16 protein-coding genes are annotated in these 25,122 nt (G+C 44.5%); 4 read left to right on the forward strand and 12 right to left on the reverse strand.

All coding sequences use genetic code 11. The features are described from left to right. Positions 1–131: 131 nt before the first annotated feature. Positions 132–2,834 (reverse strand): alpha-amylase family glycosyl hydrolase, encoded by a 2,703-nt coding sequence (locus tag KIH87_RS16330; protein ID WP_232358919.1) that lies wholly within the window; start codon positions 2,832–2,834, stop codon positions 132–134. Positions 2,835–3,143: 309 nt separating this feature from the next. On the opposite strand from KIH87_RS16330, the gene KIH87_RS16335 reads away from it, so the two are divergent. Then, on the forward strand, positions 3,144–4,739 hold the full coding sequence (locus tag KIH87_RS16335; RefSeq protein ID WP_232358920.1) for a metallophosphoesterase: 1,596 nt from the start codon (positions 3,144–3,146) through the stop codon (positions 4,737–4,739). Between the two features lie 76 nt (positions 4,740–4,815). After that, positions 4,816–5,205 (forward strand): hypothetical protein, encoded by a 390-nt coding sequence (locus tag KIH87_RS16340; RefSeq protein WP_232358921.1) that lies wholly within the window; start codon positions 4,816–4,818, stop codon positions 5,203–5,205. A 126-nt stretch (positions 5,206–5,331) separates the two neighbouring features. Here KIH87_RS16340 and KIH87_RS16345 read toward each other — a convergent pair whose 3' ends face one another. From KIH87_RS16345 to KIH87_RS16385, 9 genes are all read right to left on the reverse strand, one after another. After that, complete coding sequence (locus tag KIH87_RS16345) at positions 5,332–7,488, reverse strand: S46 family peptidase (RefSeq protein ID WP_232358922.1); 2,157 nt, start codon at positions 7,486–7,488, stop codon at positions 5,332–5,334. Positions 7,489–7,613: 125 nt separating this feature from the next. Then, entirely contained in the window at positions 7,614–8,060 is a 447-nt protein-coding gene (locus KIH87_RS16350; protein ID WP_232358923.1) for a PaaI family thioesterase, read from the reverse strand. Positions 8,061–8,165: 105 nt separating this feature from the next. After that, positions 8,166–8,894 carry a RipA family octameric membrane protein gene (locus tag KIH87_RS16355; protein ID WP_232358924.1) on the reverse strand — a complete coding sequence of 243 codons (729 nt, stop codon included), beginning with the start codon at positions 8,892–8,894 and terminating at the stop codon, positions 8,166–8,168. Beyond that, positions 8,891–9,646, reverse strand: a complete 756-nt coding sequence (locus KIH87_RS16360; RefSeq protein ID WP_232358925.1) for a DUF6445 family protein — start codon at positions 9,644–9,646, stop codon at positions 8,891–8,893. The genes KIH87_RS16355 and KIH87_RS16360 overlap by 4 nt, the downstream gene beginning before the upstream one ends. Before the next feature lie 319 nt (positions 9,647–9,965). Beyond that, positions 9,966–10,541, reverse strand: coding sequence for a glutathione S-transferase family protein (locus tag KIH87_RS16365; RefSeq protein WP_232358926.1), 576 nt, complete (start codon positions 10,539–10,541; stop codon positions 9,966–9,968). 62 nt (positions 10,542–10,603) lie between these two features. Further along, the gene (locus KIH87_RS16370; RefSeq protein ID WP_232358927.1) at positions 10,604–13,777 is read right to left on the reverse strand and encodes an efflux RND transporter permease subunit; all 3,174 of its coding nucleotides are present in this window, start codon (positions 13,775–13,777) and stop codon (positions 10,604–10,606) included. After that, a complete protein-coding gene (locus KIH87_RS16375) occupies positions 13,774–14,904 on the reverse strand; it encodes an efflux RND transporter periplasmic adaptor subunit (protein WP_232358928.1) in 1,131 nt (376 codons plus the stop codon). The genes KIH87_RS16370 and KIH87_RS16375 overlap by 4 nt, the downstream gene beginning before the upstream one ends. Positions 14,905–15,231: 327 nt before the next feature. Beyond that, positions 15,232–15,576, reverse strand: coding sequence for an iron-sulfur cluster insertion protein ErpA (gene erpA / locus KIH87_RS16380; RefSeq protein ID WP_232358929.1), 345 nt, complete (start codon positions 15,574–15,576; stop codon positions 15,232–15,234). 69 nt (positions 15,577–15,645) lie between these two features. Further along, a complete protein-coding gene (locus KIH87_RS16385; RefSeq protein WP_232358930.1) occupies positions 15,646–16,368 on the reverse strand; it encodes a DUF6776 family protein in 723 nt (240 codons plus the stop codon). A gap of 265 nt (positions 16,369–16,633) precedes the next feature. Between KIH87_RS16385 and KIH87_RS16390 the strand changes: the two genes are divergently transcribed. Further along, positions 16,634–19,393, forward strand: a complete 2,760-nt coding sequence (locus KIH87_RS16390) for an ATP-binding protein (RefSeq protein ID WP_232358931.1) — start codon at positions 16,634–16,636, stop codon at positions 19,391–19,393. Between the two features lie 36 nt (positions 19,394–19,429). Here the strand turns inward: KIH87_RS16390 and KIH87_RS16395 are convergent, their stop codons facing one another. Both KIH87_RS16395 and KIH87_RS16400 read right to left on the reverse strand, forming a co-directional pair. Then, entirely contained in the window at positions 19,430–20,665 is a 1,236-nt protein-coding gene (locus KIH87_RS16395; RefSeq protein ID WP_232358932.1) for an oligosaccharide MFS transporter, read from the reverse strand. Positions 20,666–20,692: 27 nt separating this feature from the next. Then, a complete protein-coding gene (locus KIH87_RS16400; RefSeq protein WP_232358933.1) occupies positions 20,693–22,201 on the reverse strand; it encodes a glycoside hydrolase family 32 protein in 1,509 nt (502 codons plus the stop codon). Between the two features lie 429 nt (positions 22,202–22,630). Here KIH87_RS16400 and KIH87_RS16405 point away from each other — a divergent pair, with 429 nt between their 5' ends. Further along, on the forward strand, positions 22,631–25,120 hold the full coding sequence (locus KIH87_RS16405) for a TonB-dependent receptor domain-containing protein (RefSeq protein ID WP_232358934.1): 2,490 nt from the start codon (positions 22,631–22,633) through the stop codon (positions 25,118–25,120). The last annotated feature ends 2 nt before the right edge of the window (positions 25,121–25,122 follow it).

Genomic DNA, 25,122 nt, shown 5'->3' on the forward strand with positions numbered 1-25,122 from the left:
TCAACAAGCTATAGCAGATAATCCCTATAAGGAAAGTTAGGGAGCCATTTTTATTAGCTTTTTATCCTTCTATTTAGCCCTTTTTATTATCGAAAGAATCAACCAGGTAACAGTTCAGAACCGCCTGCCACCTACTCTAAAGACAATAACAGGTCATCCATAATTTTTACGTTTAATGTTCCAGAATCGCCAAACTGCCATGCATCCGCTTTATCACCTAACTCGCGATAAGTCCCTTCACCACTAATATCCCAAGTGGTCACATACACATTTGTCCCTCTCCAGGTTGGAATGCCTAACTCTTCTCCCTGATATAAAAGACGGATCTGCTTATTCTCCTTATCAACACTCACTTTCGGCGCAATACCCGCCCTTTCACCTTGCCGTGACGGATTCCGAGCATTAGTGCCAAATAAGTAATTCCCCCATCCATACACAACATTGCCTAATTCCCAATCTAATCCGTTAGGCATAACCCCGCCGATTTCCGGCAGCTCCCTGGCTCCCGTCACAGTGGAAAAATCAAAGAAAATAGTAAACGCGACATTATCGAAGCCATTGGATGGCCCCCACACGTCAGAGATTTGCTGCATAGTCAGTACCAGCTCCAGATTCGCGCCCGCCGCTTTTGCATCCACAGCCAGAATGTCCATTTGGCGCTGACTATTGGCATGTTGAGGTTGTTGATACAAACCATTCAAGCCTTTGTCGTCATTAACCGGATCTTGCTTACTGGATTCAACCTCTGGTCTAGTCACTAACGTAGTGAAGATCTGGCGATTAGAAGTCACACCCAACTCAGGTGCATACACTTCGAGACTATATTCATTCTTACCCCAATTACGCACTGGCAGGGTGAAATCAAAACGTCCTTGTGAGTTGGCTTGCAGCTTTCTGGCTCTGTCGAGATTGCCGTTCAAAATCAACAACAACTCAACATTAGGTTCGGTAACACTGCCACTAATTTGAATATCACGGTCAAACACCTCACCATCAATGTTATCATCAAGCACGATAGTAATATCGTCATTGCGGCTAGATAGCTGGCGAGATAACTCTTCCGTAGCATCACCGTTTTCTTGCTGTTGGCTATTCTTCAAAACAACAATGGATTTAGCTGGCAACACCATATTTAACGTTCCGCCAGAGCTAACCAGAGGAACCTGAACATTACCTTCTTTAAATAATATCTCGGGAGTCATTCCACTGGTAAACCCGGAAGCCAAATGATTCACCAAGGTGCTATGAGAAGCGGTATTCATTAACACCAGCACATTGTCGCCCTGATACTGTCGACGGAATGCTAATATGCCCGAACCTGTGTCAGTCGCGTGTAGAACCTTTAATGTTCCGCGGCTCAACACCTTGTTGGCTTTACGCACCTCAGCCAGCTTTTGAATAAAGCGGAACATTTCCGATTGAGTATCGAAATGATCCTGCTCAGCCAAATAGCCACCTTTAAACATGGCTCTACGGCTTTCACGCATGGCTTGCTCAGAACCCTGATAAATCACCGGAATACCGGGAATCGTAAATATCAGCGACAACGCCTGTTTAAAATCAGGCAAACTGCCGCTGGAAAGAAAACGCTTAACGTCGTGGTTATCAACAAAATTAGGCACTATGTAAGGGTTGGGAAACTGCATATGTTGTTCTAAACGATAGGCCAAATAGCTGGGAGGCTTGCCCTCGGCAAACACACGGTCGATTTCGTTATATAAAGGGAAACCAATAACAGAATTAAACTCAGGCTTGTCTTTGCTGCCATAAAAGCTTTTCAGTGATTTTTCACCACTGTCCTGAAAGGGTTTGGACACGTCATACACTTCACCAAATGCCAGAAAATCCTCTTTCCCCAGCTTTTTAGCATGAGCATAAATACCATCATCGTCATGGAAGAAACGATTCCAGAAAGCGTGATCGACGTACTTCACCGTATCGACCCGATAAGCATCAACGCCGGCTTTTTCAATCCAGTCGCGGTATATCTCTTTGAAAGCCGTTATCACTTCCGGATTTTCAGTGTTGATATCCGCCAAATTCGCCAATTGATAATTAGTGACCTGATGCTTGTCGTCAAAATCCAGAATACTGGGCGTCCAATGGTAGATACCCGCTTTTTCATGTTCAGGATCCAAACGATTAATTTTGTCGAAAGGAGCTTGTTCTGGCGCAGCAAATTTTCCGGTTTCAAATAACTCGAAATTCGCTGCCGTGTCATCAGGGTCGTACTCTTTTCCTTGTTCATTCCCCTCTTTATTTGCATTTGCCCGATACCCAAAATAAGGTGCAGTATGGTTAACCACAATATCCTGAATCAGGTACATACCGCGTTGATGCAGGGATTTAGACAATATTTGGTAGTCTTGCAAAGTGCCGTAATGCTCATCTACCTTACTAAAATCGCGAGCCCAATAACCATGATAACCACCATAGCTCGACTCATTACTCCACCATAAATTGGCCACTGGCGGCGTTAGCCACACCGACGTAGCACCCAACTCCTGAATATAATCGAGTTTTTCCGTAATACCGGGAATATCACCGCCGCTGTAATGGCTCTCTTTGGCAGGATTATATTCGCCCATTCCCTGATCATTATTGCTTGGGTCGCCGTCATTAAAGCGGTCAATCATCAAGAAGTAGATAATCTGATCTCGCCAATCAGGGGAAGCGACATGCAAAGCATCAGAAGTACAGTCAGAAGCTGTTAAGCAAGGTGTTTCCTTTGTTCCCGAAGCCGTTTCTTTTGGAGGTGGTGTGCAAGCCGTTATTGCCATAACACTGGCAGCCATGCCAATAGCCAATGTATAAGACCTGATCTGTGTTCCCATTAAATGCCCCTGATAGATGTCACATTGTCTATTTCACCGACAATTTCTATGCATGTGAAATTTCCGTAGGGGTTTACTTTAGGGAGAGCTTAAACATATTTCCAGCAAAAGGATCATTCAAACGTATGCATTTGAGCAATCAAGGATTCTAAAGCAAAATCTCAAGCAAACATGCTTCTAGCTTGGCACTTTTTTATCCAGTGAATTATAGTTAGCAGCGGTAGGGAATTTTCCCCCTGCTAATTAATGCAAATACAACCCAAAGCCCAAATAAAATAAGATTCAAATAAAACAAATGGATGCACATTCATGAATAAGCCATTCTTACAGCTCGCCTGTGCAATTAGTCTTATTGGTACAAGCTTTTCCAGCCTCGCAGATTCTTCCGTTTCAATCCCCACAACCAATCAGCAATATGCCAGTTACGTGATACTGGGGCAGGCTCCCGACGGTAGTAATGTGGCTTTGGCGAGAACAGTCATTGACACTGGTTTAGATTGCCCAACCCTATTAGCCGAAGGCAGTAAAACGCCGATATCCATGATCACGCGTGATAACCCCAATCACTTTTCAGTAATGGTGTGCGAAGCCTTGGTCAATTTCGACACCAGCTATCAAATTCAGTTTTCCAACAAATCCATTGCCCTTCCTGTCGTCAAATCCAACCCAGAGCATATTCAGGTATTTGGTGATACAGGTTGTAAGTTATCAAAACCGGGGAAATCCGGCGGTTGTTACTTCAACTCCCCCGCCATTCCGTTCAAGATCATGGCCGATAAAGGAGCCAGAAAAAATCCAGATTTAGTGCTGCATATGGGCGATTTCAACTACCGTGGCACATCGGGTAAAACCCACTTTACTCAAAAAGATACCGATGGAAAATTAAGCCAACAAGTACAATGGCCTTATGATGCGGGTGATGGTTTGAGCCAGGCAGAACAATGCGGGCAAGCTCCCGGCACACCGTTTTATTCGCAATCAGCACAGAACTCAAACCGCCCTGATATTTGGCGCAACTGGCACGACGATGTATTCAAACCCGCCGGTAAGCTGATGCTAACCGCTCCATGGTTGGTAGCACGCGGAAATCATGAACTGTGCAGCCGCGCAGGCCCAGGCTACTTCTACTTTATGGATCCTCATTCCAACCTGATTGCTGGCGACCAACAAATGAGTTGCCCAACGCCGGATATAAATAAAGGCGCAATGGCAAACAGCCTGCAAATTCCCAGCTACAAAGTCAGCTTTAATAATCTGGATGTCGTAGTTGTCGATTCCGCCAATGCGTGCGACAGCTACACCAATTCACCATTTGAAGCGGTTTACAAAAAGGTGATGCTAGATGTAAACACTCTAGCTAAAAATGATGCTCAACCGACATGGCTAGTCACTCACCGTCCGATCTGGGGTATCGACAGCTACGAAGCCAACACCAGCACAGGCTGCACAAGTAAAGATCAATACGCTTGTATCAACCAAATGATGCAAACGGCGATAAAAAGCCTTCCTTCCCAAGCGTTGCCTGCCAGCATCGACCTGATCCTGACCGGACACATGCACAAATTTGAAAGCGTCAGCTTCCCCGGCAGTAACCGCCCCCCCTCGTTAATTATCGGTTCAAGCGGCGTAGAACTGTCAAATTCAGCGCCCTATGGTGCAACGCAAACCACCATAGATAACCTTCCCGCAACGGTGCTAAGCACCAGCTCAAGCATCACCTATAAAGGCAAAACACAGCCAGCTTTTGGTTATATGTCGATAAAACTGGATAACAAAGGCGGATGGAAAGGAGAACTTCACGGCGCCGAGCAAGACAGGGTTCTGGTCAAATGCAGCAGCGAACAAAACCTGGCTCAAGGCGTCTGTGAACTGGATAAGAATGTTGGGGTTGTAACGGGGATATAAAAAGGTGTTATACGCTTTTGATAAAGTAGATTGCCCTACTTGTTCACCCTATTAACACAATAGAGGACTTCAAATAGTGAAGAAAATTCATTCTGCACTTTTGGTCTGCATTACCATGACATTTAGCGTTGCATCAAAAGCAGAGAGCAATTGTGAACCATTTAACAGCGCCAGATTTGATGTGGCTAAGAAAAAGTTTGAGAACTATGTTTCAGGCAAAGACCGCCCTTATGAAACGACAGAGGAATATTTCCTTTCTCAACCAGCAATGTTAAAAGCTCGCGCTCTTGACGAAAAAATGCGTAATACCCCAGGAATGAGTGAAGAGACTATTCATTCAGAAATGAAGTTGTTAGAACAAGAACTACAAGAAGAGCTGACAAATGCAAAACAGAAACAGTCTGAATATCTAGGCGTGCCTGTCGAAAATGTTGATGCATTTATTCATTGTATGAGTTCACACTAATACAGCTTTCTCTATTTTCAGTAACGATAAATACTATCACCAATAAAAAACGCCAAGGCATAACAGCCTTGGCGTTTTTTTAATTTCCAATCAATAGCTTTAATAAGCTATCCGCAACCTCTGCAATTAATGAACAATCGCCATTTCTTCCAGCAGGTTGGTTGCGCCGTCTACGTTTTCCATTACCCATAGCATGTAGCGGCTGTCTACGTGAATAGAGCGGTTAAGGTTGTCGTCGAAGTCCCAATCGCCGATGACGCTTTCAAATACGCCGTCGAACAGCAATCCAACCAGCTCAGCTTTACCATTCAAGGTTGGAGAACCTGAGTTACCGCCGGTGGAATCAAGGGTGCTCAGGAAGTTCACCGGTACAGAATCCACAGGCGCATAGTAGTAATTGCCGTATTCTTTGTTTTTCACCAAGTCTAATAAGCGTTTAGGCGAATCAAAGGGGTCTTCACCGGTTTCTTTCTGCTCTAAACCGCGTAGCGTGGTGAATGGCAACATGAAGTTTCCATCTTTTGGTGAGTAACCACGAACGTTACCGTAAGTCACACGCAATGTGCTGTTAGCGTCGGCATAAACCGGCTTACCGATGGATTGATTGTAAGCAATGATGGCTTCCATGTATTTAGGACGCAAACTTTGGAACTGACCCGCAATAGCCTTCGCGCGTTTTTCCATTTCCATGTCGCTTTCGTAAGTGGCTACAGCCAACTGAATGAATGGGTCTTTACTGGCTTTAAACTCTTCCACAGAGGCATTCATCCACTGCAAACGAGTAGCTTCATCACCCAGTTTGGTGTTGGCATACATCTTATCCAGCTTCTTATCTAACGCCTTTTCATTCGGCTTGCTCAAACCCATAAACTTGTCAAAAGCTGCGTCATGTTGTGATTTATCCAATGCCGCATAGGTCATCATAAAGTGTTTCAACGCAGCTTTATCAACCACCGGAGCATAGCTACTGGAAATACGCTTCAAACGCTCTTCAAAACGCTTCATATCACGTTCCTGGAAACCACTTTCGCGCTCCATGTCAGGTTTGGTTTTCTCATTTGCCAAGCGATACAGGTCTTTCGCAGAGGAGAACAAGGAAGTACGGCTCATGTATCCCATCACCAGATCTCGCTGCCAATACATTTGCTCTTTGGCAATAAGCTCGTTCAACTGCAGCATGATTTCGCCATACTTACTCATGCGAGCTTTGTCGGCTTTGATCCAGGCGTTCAGATCTTTCTCTAACTGATCTTTACGCTGTTGAAAATCACTGCGGCTATAGCTGTTTAACATGCTGCCGTAGTTTTTCGCATAGTTTGCCAAACGAGCCATTTCACTTTCGTATTTAACGCGTTCATCCGAACCTTCTGCTGTCACGCTGGTAATGATGTCCATGAACTCTTCACGATACTTTTTCGCTGTCGGATATGAATGACTGAAAGCATGGCGTACTTCCTCCGCTAAACGATAACGGTTAGTTCTGCCTGGATAGCCCGCAACCATAACGAAATCGCCATCATTCACGCCCTTCGCCGACACTTTTAAGAAGCTTTTGGGTACGTAAGGAATATTGTCTTCACTAAAATCGGCAGGTTTACCGTCTTTGCCAACGTAAGCACGATAAAAAGAATAATCACCGGTGTGACGAGGCCACATCCAGTTATCAATATCGCCGCCATACTTACCTACTGAACCCGCAGGCGCATGAACCAAACGCACATCGCGAATAGCCAAGGCTTTCATCAAGTAGTATTCCAAACCACCATGAAAACTGGATACCTGGCAGCGATAATCAGTATCTTGCTCACATTCAGCTACCAATTCCTTACGCTTGTTTTCAATCGCTTCATAACGCTCAGCGCCCGTTAGTTTGCTGTCTAAAGAACCGGTGATTTTGGCAGTTACATCCACCACTTTCTCGGTAACATAAACACGAGAACCCGGTGCAGCTTGCAATTCTTCACTAAGCGATTTTGCCAAAAAGCCTTTTTGAATCAGGTTATTATCAGCAGTAGAGTTATGCTGAATGCTACCGTAGGCACAGTGGTGGTTAGTAATGACCAAACCTTTAGGAGAAACGAAAGAAGCAGTACATCCGCCTAAACTCACCACGGCATTCATTGGGAATTCGGTTAATTTGGAAATATTTTCAGGATTAATCTCCAAACCTTTTTCTTTCAGAATATTTTCCAATGCCGGAAGCTGATGAGGTTGCCACATGCCTTCATCAGCAACAGCTTGTGTTGCCAGAACAGCGGCGAACAGTGTCACCCATTTTTTCATTATTATTGTTCCTGTCTAGATTAAAATCGCAGCAGTATACCAATCCGAAATGTTCACGAACATGGCAATGCGTTGAATGACCTTTTCATATAGGTAAGATTTTGTATGCAAATGTTTAAACTTGCTTAAAGGTTCAAGTCATATCCCATCGCATCAACCAATGGCAATTTGCCTCGAACAAAAATCCCATTGCCACGCCCCACCTCTTTTTCACGGATATCGTAAACAATAGATTCAGCAATAAACTGGGTACGGCTCTGGCTAACCACTTTCCCCACGGCTCTGAAAATTCCGTCTTTAACCGGGCGCGTCAGATAAGTAGTAAATGACGAGGTCAATACAAAGAACTCAGTATCCATTGAATTGGCAGCAAAGTAAGCTGCGTCATCCAGCATTTTGAAGTACACCGAGCCATGAACTGCATGCCCTGCGTGATGAAACTTTTCACTTAACGGAATAACGATTTCCGCTTCACCTTTCGATACTTTGATGGTGGGATGATAGATTTCCTGATTGATTGGCGCAGCCAGATACATACTTTCTAGCGCTGAATAATGGGATTGATGACTCATATCGGATTCTTATTTTTTGCAGTAGAAAAGAGGGTAAGGATTGTGGCATGGGTACTGAGCGGGAACAAGTAGCACTCTTTAACACGCAAAAAAATTGTAAATATATCAAAGATATTTTTTAATTGCTGACTTTCTTAATATTGCCTTATGTGTATACACACCTTGATATGTTGCCCCCAACCAGTAAAACGACATGCTAGCAGCTAAACTCAGTAAAATAATAAATAGATAAAACCAATTAACGTTTTTTGACATATCAAATTCGGGCAGAGCGTATACCACTAACCCTACCCACATAATTGAAACATAAAAGCTAACCAATTGATTTATTTTTGATACAGATAAGCTTGAAGGCCCCGTAAAAGCATGACTGATTTTATCTTTCCAGTGATCTCTATATTCATCCTTTTTTATAGTCTTTCTATCTTTTAAAAGCTCTCCGACCGATTTTAACTTATGCCTCTCAAGCTTGGTTTTATACAACGGTCCAATAACATCATCCTCTAAAGAAGTAACGTGGTTTTCCCAATTTTCTTGCCACTGTTTGCTACCTCTATTTACAAAAAACCAAGCAGCAGAAAAGGTGTATCCCAGACAAGATAAAATTACAGCCAATCCTTCTTTGATTTCAGAATTGGAAGATGCCAAAACAGCCATGTATCCCGCCAGAATTACCCCAATAAGAGTCCAAAAATAAGTAGCCCTTTTCCAGTAAAGTTCAATCTCAAATTTTCGAGTATCTAAAGCATGTTCCAAAGCCTTACTCTTTTTTTCCTTTGAAAAATGCTTGTGGTATTGCTCCTCTTCTAAAATTTCATCTTCTCTCTGATTCATGCTTGTTCCTGCAATATCTTCAACTCAGCATTCAATGTTAAACGCCCTGTTTTTGGGTCGTCACTCAACCCGGCGACATTAGGAATGTCACCCGAATGCAACAAATTACAAGGATACAAAACCGCACGATTAAACCAGGCTGGAACCGTATGAATACGCTCAAACAGGTTGGTATCACCCATAATGTATTCTGCTGCTGGCATACCTTCGGTACTGGCCTGAAGCTGCAAAGCTTGCTGATACTCAAAAGCACGAGACTTGGATACGGTTTCAAAACCGGTTTTACGATGACGATAAAACGATGTGCCGCCTAACGGCTCTTTGAACAGATAATTCACCAAAGCAAACTTGCTTAAATCGGTAGAATCAAAATGCGGAATACATTGCATGGGCGACAGCTTGGCTGGTGGTACATTGGTTAACGAAAATGCCGTAAATCCCAACTCAATACGATGCGGTCTATTGTCTAAATGCTGTTTAAGCAACAATCCAAGCTCTTCTTCTAGTACGGCTTTAACGCTTCCATCCAGCGTCTTACGCAAGCCAGGATAATAATCCTCAGGGCTTTGAGTAAAACCACCACTTTGTGCAGCCAAGGCTACTAATTTTTCAGGGTTATGCCAGAAATTATCAATAACAAGCACAGGGCTCTGTTCTTCACCAACATAACTTACACACACAGAGCATTCTGCGTTTAAATGAAAGTCGTCATCACTTGCCAATGTTGAATCCAAACGGCTTTTTGAGCTCATAGAACACCTTATTATTGTTGTTTTAAAGTCTTACCACCTTAACAAAAACATAATGCGGGCGTTTTCGGGAGTCAAATAAACATACCGAGATAGAAACAAGAAAGCGGAAGGAATTCGGGACGAAGAAAAGCAATAACGAATAGAAAGGCAAAATGAAGCCGCTTATTACAACGGCTTCATCTACATAACGGTTCCAAATAATCAGTCACCTACAGAAAGAGGGGAGCAGCCCCTCAGCCGCAAGGGATTGATTTACGGCGAGTCTGCGTTCAATTTCTGTTGGTGACTTGCAGTTATGCGCACTTATTTAGAGGACTTGTTAATCGTGCGGCACAGTCTCTTTTACAATGCTGCGCTCTTTGTTATCAGCATAGAACTTGCTCACTGCCGAATACTCCGAGAAATCATATAACTTGCGGAAATTGAACCAATCCAGCATACAGTACAAACAAATCGCCGGGTAATCCCAATGATTGAACGAACCGCTTTGAACTTCTTTTTCCAACGTCTGGAACACTTCTCCCATTCGCTCACGTTGCACATTGAAGTACAAACGATCTTCACTGGTATCAATACCAGAGTTCGACAAAATGTACATTTGCACCATTGAGTCGTTAACTGAGTCAATCAGGGTGAGCAAGTTTTCCTGTTCCCAGCTGATAGCTGGCAACCCCAATTTTTCAGTCACGTAGCGGAAAATAACCCTGGAATCGAAAATCACTTTTTCGCCATCTTGTAGCATGGGGATTTTCAATGTCGGATTCTTTTCCTTCAACATACTACGATGTTCTGGATTGAATAACTGGACGTTGGAAAATTCATAATCATGATCTTCCAACAAAATGCGCAAACGTCTTACATAAGGAGAAGTTACCGAGCCATATAAGGTGATCATTGTCATTCCTGTTGTTAGTTAACGATATGCCGAGCCTTCTATTCCAGGCTCTACGTCTTGCATTAATTTGTACGGTTTACTACTAATGGTGTATCAAACTGCTGAGCTTCCGCTTCTTCGCTTTGCAAAGAACCCGCTTTTCCGCGTCTACGCCAACGGTCGAAGCGAATTTTGAGCATCAACATACAAGGGGTCAAAATTAAGGTCAATACTGTGGCAAATGCCAAGCCACCAGCGACCGCAGTAGATAACTGCGACCACCACTGGGTAGAAGGCCCACCAATTTCAATGGTGCGATTAATAATGTCGATATTGGTCTCAAACACCATGGGCAAAAGCCCTAAAATCGTCGTTACCGACGTCATCAATACGGGGCGAATGCGTTGAGCGCCCGTACGAATAATGGCATCAACTTCTGGAACGCCTTCTTTACGCAGCACGTTGTAGGTGTCAATCAACACAATGTTGTTGTTCACCACTATTCCGGCCAAGGCAATCACTCCAATCCCGGTCATAACAATACCAAAAGGTTGCTGCGTAAGAATCAGTCCCAAGAAAACCCCAACGGTAGAAAACACCACGGCACTTAACACCAAAAATGCCTGATAAAAACTGTTGAACTGAGTCACCAGAATAATGGCCATCACGAACAAGGCCACCATGAAAGCATTCTCCAGAAAGTCCTGACTTTCCTGCTGCTGTTCGTTCTGTCCACGAATGGTAATGTTCACGCGAGGATCAATGCCCAAGGTGGGTAGCAGTTCCTGCAACACGGGCAGCTCTTTGGTTAACTGCTCACCGGGAACCATATTGGCTTCAACACGAATAACACGACGACTATCGATATGACGGATAACATCGGTTTTGGGCTGCGCTGAACGCTCAACGAAATTGCCAATGGGAACCAGTCCTTGAGCCGTCTTCAAACGTAAATCATCCAGCTTTCCAATAAAACGATCTTCCTCGGGAAAACGTACACGAATGTCCAGCTCGTCATCGACATCATCAGGGCGGTATTCCCCAATCTTCAAGCCGCCAGTAACAAACTGCACCGTGTTTCCGACCAAAGTCGCGTCGGCACCAAACCTTGCCGCATCGCTACGATCCACTTTCAAACGCCATTCTATGCCCGGCTTGGAAGCGGTATCGCTAATGGATGTGAACTTGTCATTTTTCGCTAATGCCGCATGAATAATATTTGCCGCTTCCTGCACCAAATCAGGAAAACGCGAAGAAAGTTCAATCTGTAAATCCTTGCCTTGCTGTGGCCCACCTTGCTCAGGTGTAACCTCAATATCCAAACCCGGCATACCGTATAAGCGAGACTCCACTTCCTTCGTCACCTCGTCAGAATGTCGTCGGAATTGCCAATCCACCAGATTAAGATAGATGTATCCGATCTGATCCTGTCCACCCGTTCGGGAATACATTTTTTCCACTTCCGGCATATCATACAAACGCTCTTCGACTTCTTTTACGATCACGTCTTTTTCCAGAATCGACATATCGCTATAAGAACGAATGGTGACGTTGACACCCGACACATTCAAATGCGGGAAGAACTCCACGCCCAAGCCCGACATACCAAAGGCAACTACCGACATAATGGCTATCAGGAATGCAGCAATCAGCACCTTAAACGGATGCGCTATCGCTTTTTCCAAAATCCGAACATATTTGCCAATGAAACCCGTCAGCAAATGTAAATCGCCTTGTTCAGCAAGTAGCGCCTGTTGTTTTTGCTCAGGGGTCAAAAAGCGTTGCTTGCCAATCAATGTGCCCATGGTCGGCACAAATACCAACGCCATCACCAACGACGCCGACAACGTAGCAATCAAGGTAAATGGCAAATACTTCATGAACTCGCCCATCATGCCCGGCCAAAATATCAGCGGCGCAAAAGCGGCTAACGTGGTTGCTGTAGAAGCAGTAATTGGCAAGGCCATATGCTGTGCGGCTTTAATATAGGCTTGTTTTCTGGATACACCTTCACCCATAAGCCGATCGGCAAATTCAGTGACAACAATGGCGCCGTCAACGAGCATTCCCACCGCCATAATCAAAGAAAACAACACAACGGTATTCAAGGTATAACCAAACAGGGAAATAATCAGGATGCCGGTTAAAAAGGAACCGGGAATCGAAATGCCAACAAGGGTAGCGGTACGAAGACCTAATATAGCGACAATGACGACGGTCACTAACAGAATCGCCGTAGAAACGTTATTTTGCAGATCCGACAGCATCATGTTGACGTCTTTAGTCTGGTCGCCAGCATAAGTCACCAACACGGCATTAGGCCACTCAGGAGTCTGCTTCGCGGCTTCAACCAGTGCCTTTACCTTGGCAACGGTTTCAATGATGTTTTCACCGGGACGCTTTTTCACTTCCAGCGACACCGACGCTTCACCATTCATACGCGCATAGGTTTCGGCATCTTTATACGCTCTGCGCACAACCGCAACATCCTGAAAGGTAATGACTTTATCGCCATCCACCTTCACCGGTTGTTCCATAATGTCTTTGATATTCTCAAACACCGACGGCACTTTAACCGCAAAAGCGCCTTTGCCTGTGTCGAGTGTTCCCGCAGGAACCAAGCGATTATTGCGAGACAGCAAATTGAAGATATCGGTTTGATCCAGACCGTAGCTTTCCATCAACAAGGGATCGACAATAATCTCAACCATGTCTTCACGATCACCACCCACGGTCACTTCCAGCACTTCGGTCATGCCTTCCAGTTCGCTTTTCAGATCACGCGCGAGTGTTAGTAGTGCGCGCTCACTTACGGGGCCATAGAAAACCACCGTAATCGCTGGCTGCTGATTCGCCATGGTCACTTCGTGGATCGTAGGCTCTTCGGTTTCAGTTGGCAGTTCAGCTCTGGCAACGGTGACTTTGTCGCGCACATCAGCCAGTGCTTCTTTCGGATCGCTGCCAGCATAAAACTCCAACGTGATGTTGGCATGTCCTTCTCCGGCTGTTGCCCGCATTTCCTTAATACCGTCGATGCTGCGCAGTTCATTCTCCATGGGCTTTACCAGCATACGCTCGGCGTCTTCTGGTGAAATACCGTCATGGACAATAGAAACGTAAATAATCGGAATGGTAATGTCCGGGTTCGCTTCCTTGGGAATGCTGACGTAAGTCATGGTGCCGGAAATTAATAACAGCACCAAAATCATCGACATGGTACGGGTGCGTTCTATCGCACCTGCAATCAGGTTATTCATTTAACCCCCTGCGCCATACCGTTGTTATTTTCCGAAACGCTAGCGCTCTGAGCCTGTGACAATGTCATCTCTTTCACGACCTCAACTTCATCACCTTCACGCACAAAAGCCTGACCCAGCGTGATCACATCAGCCTGTTCTCCCAAGCCCGTTAACCACACACCGGTGCTATCACTTTTCACCATATTAATAGGCACAAAATGAACTCGGTTCTGCTCAACCACTTTAACGCCCAAATTTCCTCTTTCATCCAAAGACATGACCGATGGCGTAATTTTTACAGCCCAGGTTTTTTGTAGAGGAATAGAAAGTTCCGTGCTCATACCTGCGCGCAATTTGGCATCAGGGTTAGGAACGGCAACTTCAATCTTGAAGGTATTCGTGCCTTCATTGGAAACGCTGGAAATATAACGCACCTGACCATGCAAATGATTACCAGAAACCAGGCGACCAATTGCTTCGTAACCTAATTCCAGTTCCTGCACACTGCGCTCGGTCACATCGGCCTTAATCACCAAAGGATCCAAATCCACCACCGTAGCAACCGGATCACCCACACTTAAGTAATCACCCACTTCCATGTAATGCTTGTTCATGACGCCATCAAAAGGCGCTCGAACGGTTGTGTTACGAATTGCCAATTCTAAAGCGGTAACTTGAGCCTGAGCCTTGGCAACAGAAGCTTCTGCCTGCGCTTGCGCCACTTCCGATTGCAAGCCTTGCTTACTTAGGGATTTGGCACCAACCAATTCAATCTCAGCCTGTTTCAACGCGGCTTTTGCAGCATCTAATTGCTGTTCCAGATCGTTCTTATCCAGCTCCACAAGGGCTTGTCCTTGTTGCACTGGCTTGCCTTCCAGAACCAGAATATTGATTACCTGCCCTTTCACCTCAGCACGCAACGTCGCTGTACGATCCGGTTCAGTACGCCCATAAACACGCACTTCCCGATCCACTTCTTCAGCGTACATGGTCGTCACTTTCACTTTTTGTAACTCGGGAACTTGCTTCTCATCTTTAGGATGCACAGCTTCAGCTTTGCCCAGCACACCACTGGCAACCCAAACACACAGCACAATAAATATGATCAGAGCAATCCAGTGAGGCTCTCTACGTAACTTTGTCATCAATCGGGACATTCTAATATTCCACTCAGGATCCGGTATCCATTCTCCTCACAATGTTAGGAAAACAGCGTTAATTAGACATTGGAGTACGACCACGATGAGTACATTCATCGCTTATTCTTTGATTAAGCTAAATAGCGAATAAAAAACAGGCAAATTTAGCAGGCGTAAGTTTACTGTGAAATCGATTGAATTGCCCGTTGGAAATAGTCAATTCATTAAACGAATATGTTTCAATTCGCAAATATTGTTAATAAATCGAACTCGGGCCAAGAAAGCCTTTTGAAGTTAATACAGCAAACGAGAAGTGTACAAACAGAGGTAAGATCAAATACTAAAAGAAGAGCCGCAACCACATGTAGTTGTCGCGTTCGGGTTTTCCACTACAAAGCGAGCTCCATGCAAGCCTTCAGAATAATCAACAACACCGCCGACCAAATATTGCAAGCTCATGGGATCCACAACCAGGGCAACATTTTGCTTATTAATAACAGTATCACCGTCATTCACTTTTTCATCGAAGGTAAACCCATATTGAAAACCTGAACAACCACCACCTGTAACGAATACACGTAGCTTCAAATTCGGATTTTCTTCTTCCTCAACCAGAGTTTTTACTTTAGCTGCAGCAGAATCAGAAAACTCGATTGGAAATTCAGGGTTAGCAGACATTGAGTCCAGTCCTCACAGGGGTTATATCAGAATGAATCGGGCGAATTATGTAATACCTGAGTATTTTAATCAAGTATTGTCAACCGCGGTATTTTCAGGATGAGGCTGCCAGGCGAAGGTACGTTCCAGATTTCGTTTCCCCCATTTCGCCTCACTTAATACCGACTCAACCTGTACTCGTTCAGGTAAAAAGCCCGGCGGTAAGCGAAACTCACCTTTCAACACTTCAAAGTAGCGAAAATTAAACACCAGAAATTCACTGCTTTCGGGAATTAGGCTGGTAAGTTCATGCTTTGCAGGTTTGCCGTTTTGGCTGCCAATCAAGGTTACAGTAACATTACCTTTCACCTTGTCGCGGCGTTTGTCGTGTTGCATTAGTATCAACGCATAGCGGAAGTAATTCTCGCTATTGGTTTCTGTTACTTCAAACGAATCAATAACAAAGCCTTCCTGATCCAGCTCTGGAGCCATGACTTTCTGATAGAAAGACAACTCTCGACGCAACTCGATCTGAGCCTCGATCTCCTCCTGAATCGTCTGCTGGCTTTTTTCATTAGCCAAGCGAGAAACTTCCAGTTCAATACCAAGAATATTAAGGCGTTTAACCAGGTCTTCATTTTCTGATTTTAGATTTCCCAGAGAGTGTTCCAACATGGCTAGGCGTTCGCTTTGAGTGTCGATTTTCCAGCCTTTCAAATAAAAGCCTGCGCCGAAGCTGGCGGTCATGGCTAAAGCCAGCAACACATAAAACCAAAATGTACCAAAGCGTTGTTTTAAAGACGTCAAAGCCAACCTTTACTCATGGGTATTCACAGAGTGCGCAAGTATCTCAAAGGCATAGACGTTTGGCTATGCTATTTGAATTATTTCCTGAAATTGCAGAATCTATCTCGCTAAAAAATGTTCTGGCTTGAAACATGATCAAGAGCTGATTTTCTACTCATTCAGAGCTATATTCATAAATACCCTCAGCTTTCTTATGCGCAGCCGAGGTTAAATAGTCTAGCCAAGAAGTACGCTACTCAAGTATCCATATTCAACAGCTTACGGAATCGTAATGGGCAAAATCAATTCATTCAAAATCGTCAGCGCCATTGCTTTACTGGTATTTCTGATGGCAGTAATCAGCATCATCGAACTGCTGATTATGCATTTTCTTCCCTTATTAGAAGCGGCTTTTCCAGAACTACCCGCTTCGTATCTGGACGCAATTGTTCTCTCCATTTCTATAACACCAATACTGGTTTTACTACTCAAGAGCAAAAGTAGTGAAACTATTATCAACAGCGATAGCATTCAACGAAAAATCTACTTTGCTTCCGGCTTGCCTCTTCTGATTGCGATAGGGCTATTACTTTATTCCATCGACCTGAAACGACGAGACATACAAGCACTCACCCATACCGATGTATTAATTCAGGTGAATGACAGCACTCAGAAACTTCTGAATACACTTAGCAAAGAGCTGCAAGCATCCAGCCTGAAACTCCATAGCAATTTAAAGCAAAGTTCATTAAAAGAAATGCAGGAAAATACTAATCAGCAGCTACAAAACTGGATTGAATTAATTGCCAAATTAAAAAAAGGAGCCAAACCTGAAGCTTTCAATAATAAATACTACAACCAGCTATTAGAGCTAAGACAAAGCGTGCTTATTGGCGCCTCCTGGCCTGACATTGTGCGCCAATACAGTACCATCACCAGCCAGATTTTGAATGAAATCGCACATAACACTAGCTTGCAGCCTTATGGCAATATTGAGTTGATACAAAGCCAGCTTGTCCAGGTGTTTAAACTGAATTTACTTAATGACATGACCTATACCGTGTTAAATGCTGAACAGTTCAGAAAACAGGCTTCCCCCACGTCCCCCAACCGCACACCGATTGATGAAGAATTACAAGAACTGAAATCTATTATTCAAAAGGATATTGAGTACGAGCAGTTGATCATTGATAACCTTTATACTGTCGCCACGCCGCAACAAACAGCTTATCTGGATGACTTGTTAGCCAACAGCACGATGCAGAAAGTGCATCAACTACAGCTTACTCATTCCAAGCGCTCCAACGCCTTACTCATTTCCAGGTTGCAAACTTACATTGGCTACAATGGCCTGATTCACCAATTTAAGAATTATATATTGCGCGGCGATGAAAAATACGTTCAAACCTTTCAAGCGTATTACAAGGAAACCTTAACTATTCTTGGCAAGCTGGAAAAAGCTCAGTACGCGGATGAACACTACCATATGCATTTAAAAGCAATCCGAGCAGTGCTGGAAGAATATGCTGAAAAAATACCTTTGGTTACCCAAATGCATAACCAAAACGCAACCGTAGTCACTATCGATCGCACGGTGAAAGTCGATGATATTCCCGCCATTGGCGGATTACAGTATTTAAATAATTTTATCTGGGAATTTTCACTGCCACCGACACTGGAATTATTGCAACAAAAGTCAGCTATTTTAGACAGTGCCGAACATTATTATGGGAAACTATTGGCTGAACATATAAACACGTTAGTTGACGCCAAAAACTCTGACATCTACGCCTACTCAGCCATTGCCCTGATATTACTCATTGCCGTTATATTTTTAGTTATCATGGTGAACCTGGATTTATCTACTGCTTATCAAGCGAGACTGGAAGCGGTACGCCAAGCGCAAAAAGCCAATAGTATGAAAGATATCTTCCTGTCGAACATGAGCCATGAGATCCGCACACCAATAAACGGTATTTTCGGCACGCTGCAAATCCTGAGCAAATCCCCCCAAACCTCAGCAAACCAAACACTGATATCCAAAGCGTTACTCTCTGCACGGTCGTTATCTACCATCATCAACGACATTCTTGATTTCGCAAAAATTGAAGCCAACATGCTGTCACTTGAAAACATTCAATTTGAGATTAGTGAAATTGCTCATCTGGTTATTTCCGATTTGGACAACAAAGCTACGCGCAAAGGCATTAAGTTAGAGCTGAACTTTGCTGAAGGTTTCAAAGATGGCTGGGTTGGTGACCCCACAAGAATTCATCAAATTTTGCTCAATCTCGTCTCCAATGCAGTGAAATTTACCAAACGAGGCAATGTTGAAATCACCATAGGTAACACCATTGATGACAGTGTGCCATGCCTCTATATCAAGGTAGCCGATACAGGTGTTGGCATGTCTGAAGAAGCCATTCTTCGATTGTTTGACCGTTTTGAGCAAGCAGACAAGTCAACCACAAGAGAATTTGGCGGAACCGGATTAGGCATGGCAATCACCAAAAGCCTGGTTGATATGATGCAAGGCCGAATTGAAGTTATCAGTACCGCCAATGTAGGTACAACAATAGAAGTTTTCCTTCCACTTGAGCAAACCAGTATCTCTCACTCTATCGCCGAAATGAATGCAAAAGAAGAAGTTGAACCACCTTCCTTAAAAGGAACGAAAATCCTGTTGGCGGAAGACAACGAGATTAATCAGGTAGTGTTTGAATCCATGATGGGGCCAACTCATGCCGACCTTAGGCTGGTAGCGAATGGTCAGGATGCCATAAAGCTGGTATCCCAAAACAAACCCGACCTTATTTTCCTTGATATTCAAATGCCGATTATGGGTGGGGAAGAAGCCTGTGAACGAATTAAGGTGCTATATCCTGACATTCCAATCATAGCCCTTACCGCCAATGTTATGCAGGAAGATGTAAAACGTTACTATGAGACTGGCTTTGATGATTTCATTCCCAAGCCCGTTGATATGAATTTGCTCTATAGAGTGCTCATCAAATATCTTCGGGAACAAGGTAAGCACTCACTAGCATCCTGAATAGCTACGACATTTTGAATCATTGCCAGATAGCTTTTAGCCAAACTGCATAGCGCGCTGTAATTCCTGCTTCTTGCCAATCAGTAACTTCATAGACAGCAACAGGAATACCGCCGATACACTCGCCATAATCACATAACTTTGCTGGAAGCCAATGGCGTCATACATAGCGCCAGCAATGGGTGACAGCACAATGGTGCCAATTTGAGTAATCAGTGAAAATCCCACCAGATACAAGGTTGAAGACAAACGATCATCAAAGTTGTGATTAAGATACTTAAACATCGACACCATCAAAATGGGCAGTTCAATGGCATGGAGTATCTTAATCGCCGAGATCAGGTACAAAGATTCCACCAGCGACGACCCATAAATACGCAATACCATAATACTGCCAGCCAGAATCAAACCATTTTTAGCGCCAGTACGGTTCACAATCCAGGGAGCCAGAAAGAAGAAAATCGCCTCCAGAAAGACCTGAGCCGAATTCAGATAACCATACATGGAATTACCCTCTTCCACCGTCGGGAACATAGACGAAAAGTACACAGGAAATTGCTGATCATAAGTAATATAAATAGAACTCACACCGAAAACGTACAGCATGAGGTAATAGAAATCTTTCAATTTGAACAGGTTTGCCACATCAGCCAGCGTAACCTTTTTGCTTTGATTGAAATGCGCTTGCACATTGCTGGGCACTTCGATTTTCACAAACCAAAGAATCGACATAGGCACTATCGCCAACACAGAGGACAGCCAGAAATTCAGTTCAGGGTCGATATTGATCAACTGACCCGAGAAAAAAGCAGACACCGCCCACCCTAGCGATCCCCAGGTTCTTACCGAACCAAATTCCATGTTGTTCAAGCGTAAAATACGCTCAATGTAAGTTTCAACCGCACCCGCGATGGCTAGAAACACAAATGACATATACAAAGCACCAACCACTGCGCCAAGATAAAAGTTGTACAGCAAAGCAGGTTTTAAAACATACACAAACACCGCCCCAACGGTCATTAGCACGAAGATGTTAAGCCACAGCAGATATTGTTTTTCTTTTATCTTGTCTTGAATGTAACCCAGCATGGGCTGGATAAACATGGCGGAAGCGGCGTTCATGGAGAAGATGATCCCAACCTGTGTACCCGACAGTTTCACCGCCTGACTTAACCAGATTGCGTACATGGAATACACGAAGGAATAGCAAATAAACAGGGTGAACATGAAAGAACTCAGTACCCAGTAATCTCGCTTTTTGGAATCTACCATTACAGCCACCGCGTTAAATAAGTTAGCTTACGATTTCGCCCAAATACTCTGTAGTTGAGCAATGTTTAGTGAAGATAAGGTTAAGCCCGGTCGCTGCTGAGGCTGTTCGACGCTAAATCTACACAATGGAGACCGGGTAAAACAAGTGCTCGTTAGGCATGTCGTCCCCCCATTGATAAAAATTTCCAGTGAGGCGCGATCTTTGATAATGCGCACATCCAATTCTCGCGCAGCTGAACCATCTGCCAAATCAAACAAAGGGGCATGTAATGGCTTTTTAAACGCTGCATTAGAGAGCTGGTGGCTCGCCTGACTGCGATCCAAAACCACACTGTTTGACTCAGTGCAAATCGTCACTGAAACCTGCTCGCCTTCTTCATTGCTGAACAACAAGGTTAACTTGCCCGCCTGTTTATTCACTTCATTCAGCGTAAAGCGAATATCGCATAGCTCAGGAATCTCGTAGCCATCGCTATGTTCGGGATTTGATGCAGATAAAGAGCAAGGTTGGCTAATTTGCTTGAGCTCATCAACCACTCGCATGGCTAAACGCAATCCGGATTGCGTCTCTTGCAACGACAAAGTACGCGGCAAGGTCATTGCGCCTTTCCATGGCATCGTAGGTTGCTCAACGCCGTACATCCAGTTATTCATCCAGCCCAGTAAGATGCTCCTATCGTCAGGCGTATCCGACCAGGTGACTCCGGCGTAATTGTCGGCGCCAAAGTCGAGCCAACGGACATCTTGATGCTCCGGTTTAAACTGAACACCGTCAAAGTCACCAACAAAATACTGCGTGACGGAGCCGCCCATGCTGGGGTCGCCTTTATTCAGGCTAACAATGAGTATCCACTTGCGTTGCCCGGTATTGGTGCCATTTTTCATTACAGGCAAAACAAATAAATCGGGACACTCCCAAACTCCGGCATGCGATCCCTGACCTTGTCCAAATTCACTTAACCATGTCCAATTTAGAAGATTGGGAGAGCCGTAGAAAAAGATACGAGCGCCAACAGCCAGGCTCATGATCCATTGACCACTCGCATCATGCCAAAACACTTTGGGGTCACGAAAATCCACATGATCGTCGTTAGCGATCACCGGATTATGCGCATAGTCGTGCCAGGTTTCTCCTGCATCCAGACTGTAGGCAATGCTCTGAACCTGATGATTGTAGCGAGAGTTATGAGTGAAAATGGCAATCAGTGGAGGATGCTCACCGCCTTGTTGCAGACCGCTGGTATTGTGCCAATCAACCACGGCACAACCTGAGAATATGTAACCAAGTCCGTCGGGTTGCGAAGCAATCGCGATGTCTTTTTCTTGCCAGTGAATTAAGTCTTCACTCACGGCATGACCCCAATTCATGTTGCCCCATACCTTGTCGGAGGGGTTGTACTGGAAGAACAAATGATAAACCCCGCCGTAATACACCATGCCATTGGGATCATTCATCCAGTTAATCGCAGGAGAGAAACGCAACTGTGGGCGATATGCTTCAGAGTATATTTTAGGCGGTTTGGAAAATGGGCTCATGAATACCGTTCTTTCTCTCAAATACAGGTTAAAATACTTTTCTCACTGGTTCCGGCAGTTTTCTCATTACTTTTTGCAGTACAAATCCGCACTTAACACTACTTTGTAGTCGCATAAGAGTCGTCGAATAAGATCCCGAAACCAATGATAACCATACAAACTGTTAACAAACTCACTATAAACTTAATCATTTAAGTTAATTAGTCAATAGAAAAAATGAATTCAATATTCCAGATCAACATTATTTTAACAAAGCTCTATAAATTAGAACAATTAAGCATTGAATACATATTTTCACTATGCTAGCTTAAAACTTAATTGTTTAAGTTTGCGGTCTAAAACGAAGTCTTTACAGGCTGATTATCGCCCTCATGACCAGCAAGCTTTTGTTAACACTTTGATTACATAAGCAGTAAGAATAAGAAGGTCATGATGGATAACAGATTAAGATATTCCGCGCTTGCTTTTGCGGTAAGCTCACTACTTGGCACTTCCGCCTTGGCGCAAGAAAACACTAAAACCCAAAATCCGGATGTTGAGCGCATTGTTGTTACCGCTGCGGCTCGTAGCCAGTCGGTACAAGAATCCAGTGTTTCTGTCAGCAGCGTGTCAATTGAAAGCCCTGTTGCCAAGGTCGCTCGTACAACAGCTGAAATTTTCCGTTCCATTCCCGGTATTCGTTCCGAAAGCTCTGGCGGTGAAGGTAATGCCAACATTGCTGTTCGCGGTTTACCCATTTCCAGCGGTGGCGCCAAATTCCTGCAAATTTGGGAAGACGGTTTACCTGTACTGGAGTTTGGTGACATTGCCTTTGGTAACGCTGATATCTTCTTACGAGCCGATAATAATGTCGCTTATATTGAAGCCATTCGAGGCGGCTCAGCCTCAACGCTTGCCAGCAACTCTCCCGGTGGTGTTATCAACTTCATCAGTAAAACCGGAATGGAAGCGGGCGGCTCTATCGCGTTAACTTCAGGATTGTCTTACGACAGCACTCGCATTGATGCCGATTACGGCGGCGAAATCAGTAATGACATGTATTTTCATATTGGCGGATTTTATCGCGTCGGTGAAGGTACTCGTGAAATCGGCTACGACGGTCAGGAAGGCGGACAAATCAAAGCCAATCTGACCAAAGAATTCGAAAACGGCTACATTCGTGTTTACGGCAAATACCTGAATGACAGAGCCGTCGGCATTTTACCTATGCCTATCGCGGTATCGGGTACGAACAGCAATCCTTCTTATTCCTCCATCGCTAACTTTGATGCTACGCAAGACACGGTTCACAGTGAACATGTTCGCCATTATTCCGTATTGAATCAGGCTAATCAGGCGGTGAATGAAGATGCTCAGGATGGCATGCACCCGGTAGTAAAACAGTTCGGTGTCGAACTGTCTTATGATTTCAGTAATGACTGGAATGTGACGAACCGCTTTAAAGTGGCAAATATTTCAGGCTCATTCCGCTCCCTTTTCCCTGCTCAAGTGGGTACAGCTGACGAACTCGTCAATTCCACGGCAGCCTACTTACTTGGTGGAGATTTCGGAGCTGCGCTTCCGGAGGGAGCGAACTTAACCGCAATGTATGCCACCGGCCCCAATACCGGGCAAGCCGTTCCGGCTAATGCCAATGGTAATGGCCTGCTAATGCGTACTCATACCTTCAATACCGATCTGGAAAGTCTGGATAACTTGATGAACGACTTAAAAGTCAGCAAGGAATTCCAGTGGAACGGTGCAGATGTGCATTTCAGCGCCGGTTACTATCATTCCAGCCAGGATGAAAACACCGTTTGGACCTGGAGCAGCTTACTGCAAGATGTGGTAGGTGACGGCAAATCAGCCTTCGTCGATATCTACAATAACGGTGTAAAGCTTACAGAAAACGGCACTTATGCTTATGGCGTTCCGTTTTGGGGTAACTGCTGTACTCGCGTTTATGACATCAATACCAAAATTGACGCCTACTACATGACATTAGGCGCTGACTTTGATGGCTGGAATATTGATGCCAGTATTCGTTATGACGATGGTAATACCAGTGGTTATGAAATTAGCAATATGGTTGCCAATAACTACGATGCTAACGGTGACGGCACAATTCAGGCAATTGAAAATCAGGTAGCCATTTTTGATTTTGCTAACAAAGGCCGTGTCGACTTTGACTACGATTACTTCTCCTATTCCTTGGGGGGTAACTATCAATTCGATGACAAATGGGCCATGTTCGCCAGATACAGTAAAGGTTCACGCGCTAACTCAGGTCGCTTGTTATTTGGCAAGATTGCACCAGACGGTTCTGCTCGCGACGGCGATATCATCAACCCGGTGAAACAAGCAGAACTGGGCTTGAGGTACGGCGAGCGCAAATACAACTTTGCCGTCACTTTATTCGATGCCAAGACTGAAGAATTGCTCTCGAATTCATGGGAAGACTTCAACGCCAAACTACGCCATTACGATGCACAAGGTATTGAGTTTGAAGGAACCTACAATCTGGATAACCTGACCGTAAAAGGCGGATTCACTTATACCGATGCAGAGATCTCAGCAAATGAAACAGACCCATCATTGGTGGGCAATCAACCTCGTCGCCAGGCTGAGTGGATGTATTCATTCTCTTCAACCTACAACGCAGACGATTTTGCCTTGGGACTAAATCTGGTTGGAACAACAGATTCCTATGCACAGGATGACAACTTGCTGGTTATGCCCGGTTACACCACAGTTGGGTTGTTTGGCGAATACTTCATCACCAAGAGCCTGACAGTATCTTTAGCCGTGAACAACCTGTTCGACAAAATGGGGATTACCGAATCTGAGGAAGGCGCCATCGCAGAAAACATGACGAATTACCTGCGCATGCGTTCTATCAACGGTCGTACAACCAGCGCCACGATTCGATATACATTTTAAAT

Origin of the sequence: Paraneptunicella aestuarii (assembly GCF_019900845.1) — a bacterium.
In the GTDB taxonomy this organism is placed as follows: domain Bacteria; phylum Pseudomonadota; class Gammaproteobacteria; order Enterobacterales; family Alteromonadaceae; genus Paraneptunicella; species Paraneptunicella aestuarii.

Coding starts and splice junctions, on each gene's coding strand:
- KIH87_RS16330 (WP_232358919.1), bottom strand. CDS start 2,834: ATGGGAACACAGATCAGGTCTTATACATTGGCTATTGGCATGGCTGCC.
- KIH87_RS16365 (WP_232358926.1), bottom strand. CDS start 10,541: ATGATCACCTTATATGGCTCGGTAACTTCTCCTTATGTAAGACGTTTG.
- KIH87_RS16345 (WP_232358922.1), bottom strand. CDS start 7,488: ATGAAAAAATGGGTGACACTGTTCGCCGCTGTTCTGGCAACACAAGCT.
- KIH87_RS16370 (WP_232358927.1), bottom strand. CDS start 13,777: ATGAATAACCTGATTGCAGGTGCGATAGAACGCACCCGTACCATGTCG.
- KIH87_RS16335 (WP_232358920.1), top strand. CDS start 3,144: ATGAATAAGCCATTCTTACAGCTCGCCTGTGCAATTAGTCTTATTGGT.
- KIH87_RS16350 (WP_232358923.1), bottom strand. CDS start 8,060: ATGAGTCATCAATCCCATTATTCAGCGCTAGAAAGTATGTATCTGGCT.
- KIH87_RS16405 (WP_232358934.1), top strand. CDS start 22,631: ATGATGGATAACAGATTAAGATATTCCGCGCTTGCTTTTGCGGTAAGC.
- KIH87_RS16375 (WP_232358928.1), bottom strand. CDS start 14,904: ATGACAAAGTTACGTAGAGAGCCTCACTGGATTGCTCTGATCATATTT.
- KIH87_RS16390 (WP_232358931.1), top strand. CDS start 16,634: ATGGGCAAAATCAATTCATTCAAAATCGTCAGCGCCATTGCTTTACTG.
- KIH87_RS16355 (WP_232358924.1), bottom strand. CDS start 8,894: ATGAATCAGAGAGAAGATGAAATTTTAGAAGAGGAGCAATACCACAAG.
- KIH87_RS16395 (WP_232358932.1), bottom strand. CDS start 20,665: ATGGTAGATTCCAAAAAGCGAGATTACTGGGTACTGAGTTCTTTCATG.
- erpA (WP_232358929.1), bottom strand. CDS start 15,576: ATGTCTGCTAACCCTGAATTTCCAATCGAGTTTTCTGATTCTGCTGCA.
- KIH87_RS16360 (WP_232358925.1), bottom strand. CDS start 9,646: ATGAGCTCAAAAAGCCGTTTGGATTCAACATTGGCAAGTGATGACGAC.
- KIH87_RS16400 (WP_232358933.1), bottom strand. CDS start 22,201: ATGAGCCCATTTTCCAAACCGCCTAAAATATACTCTGAAGCATATCGC.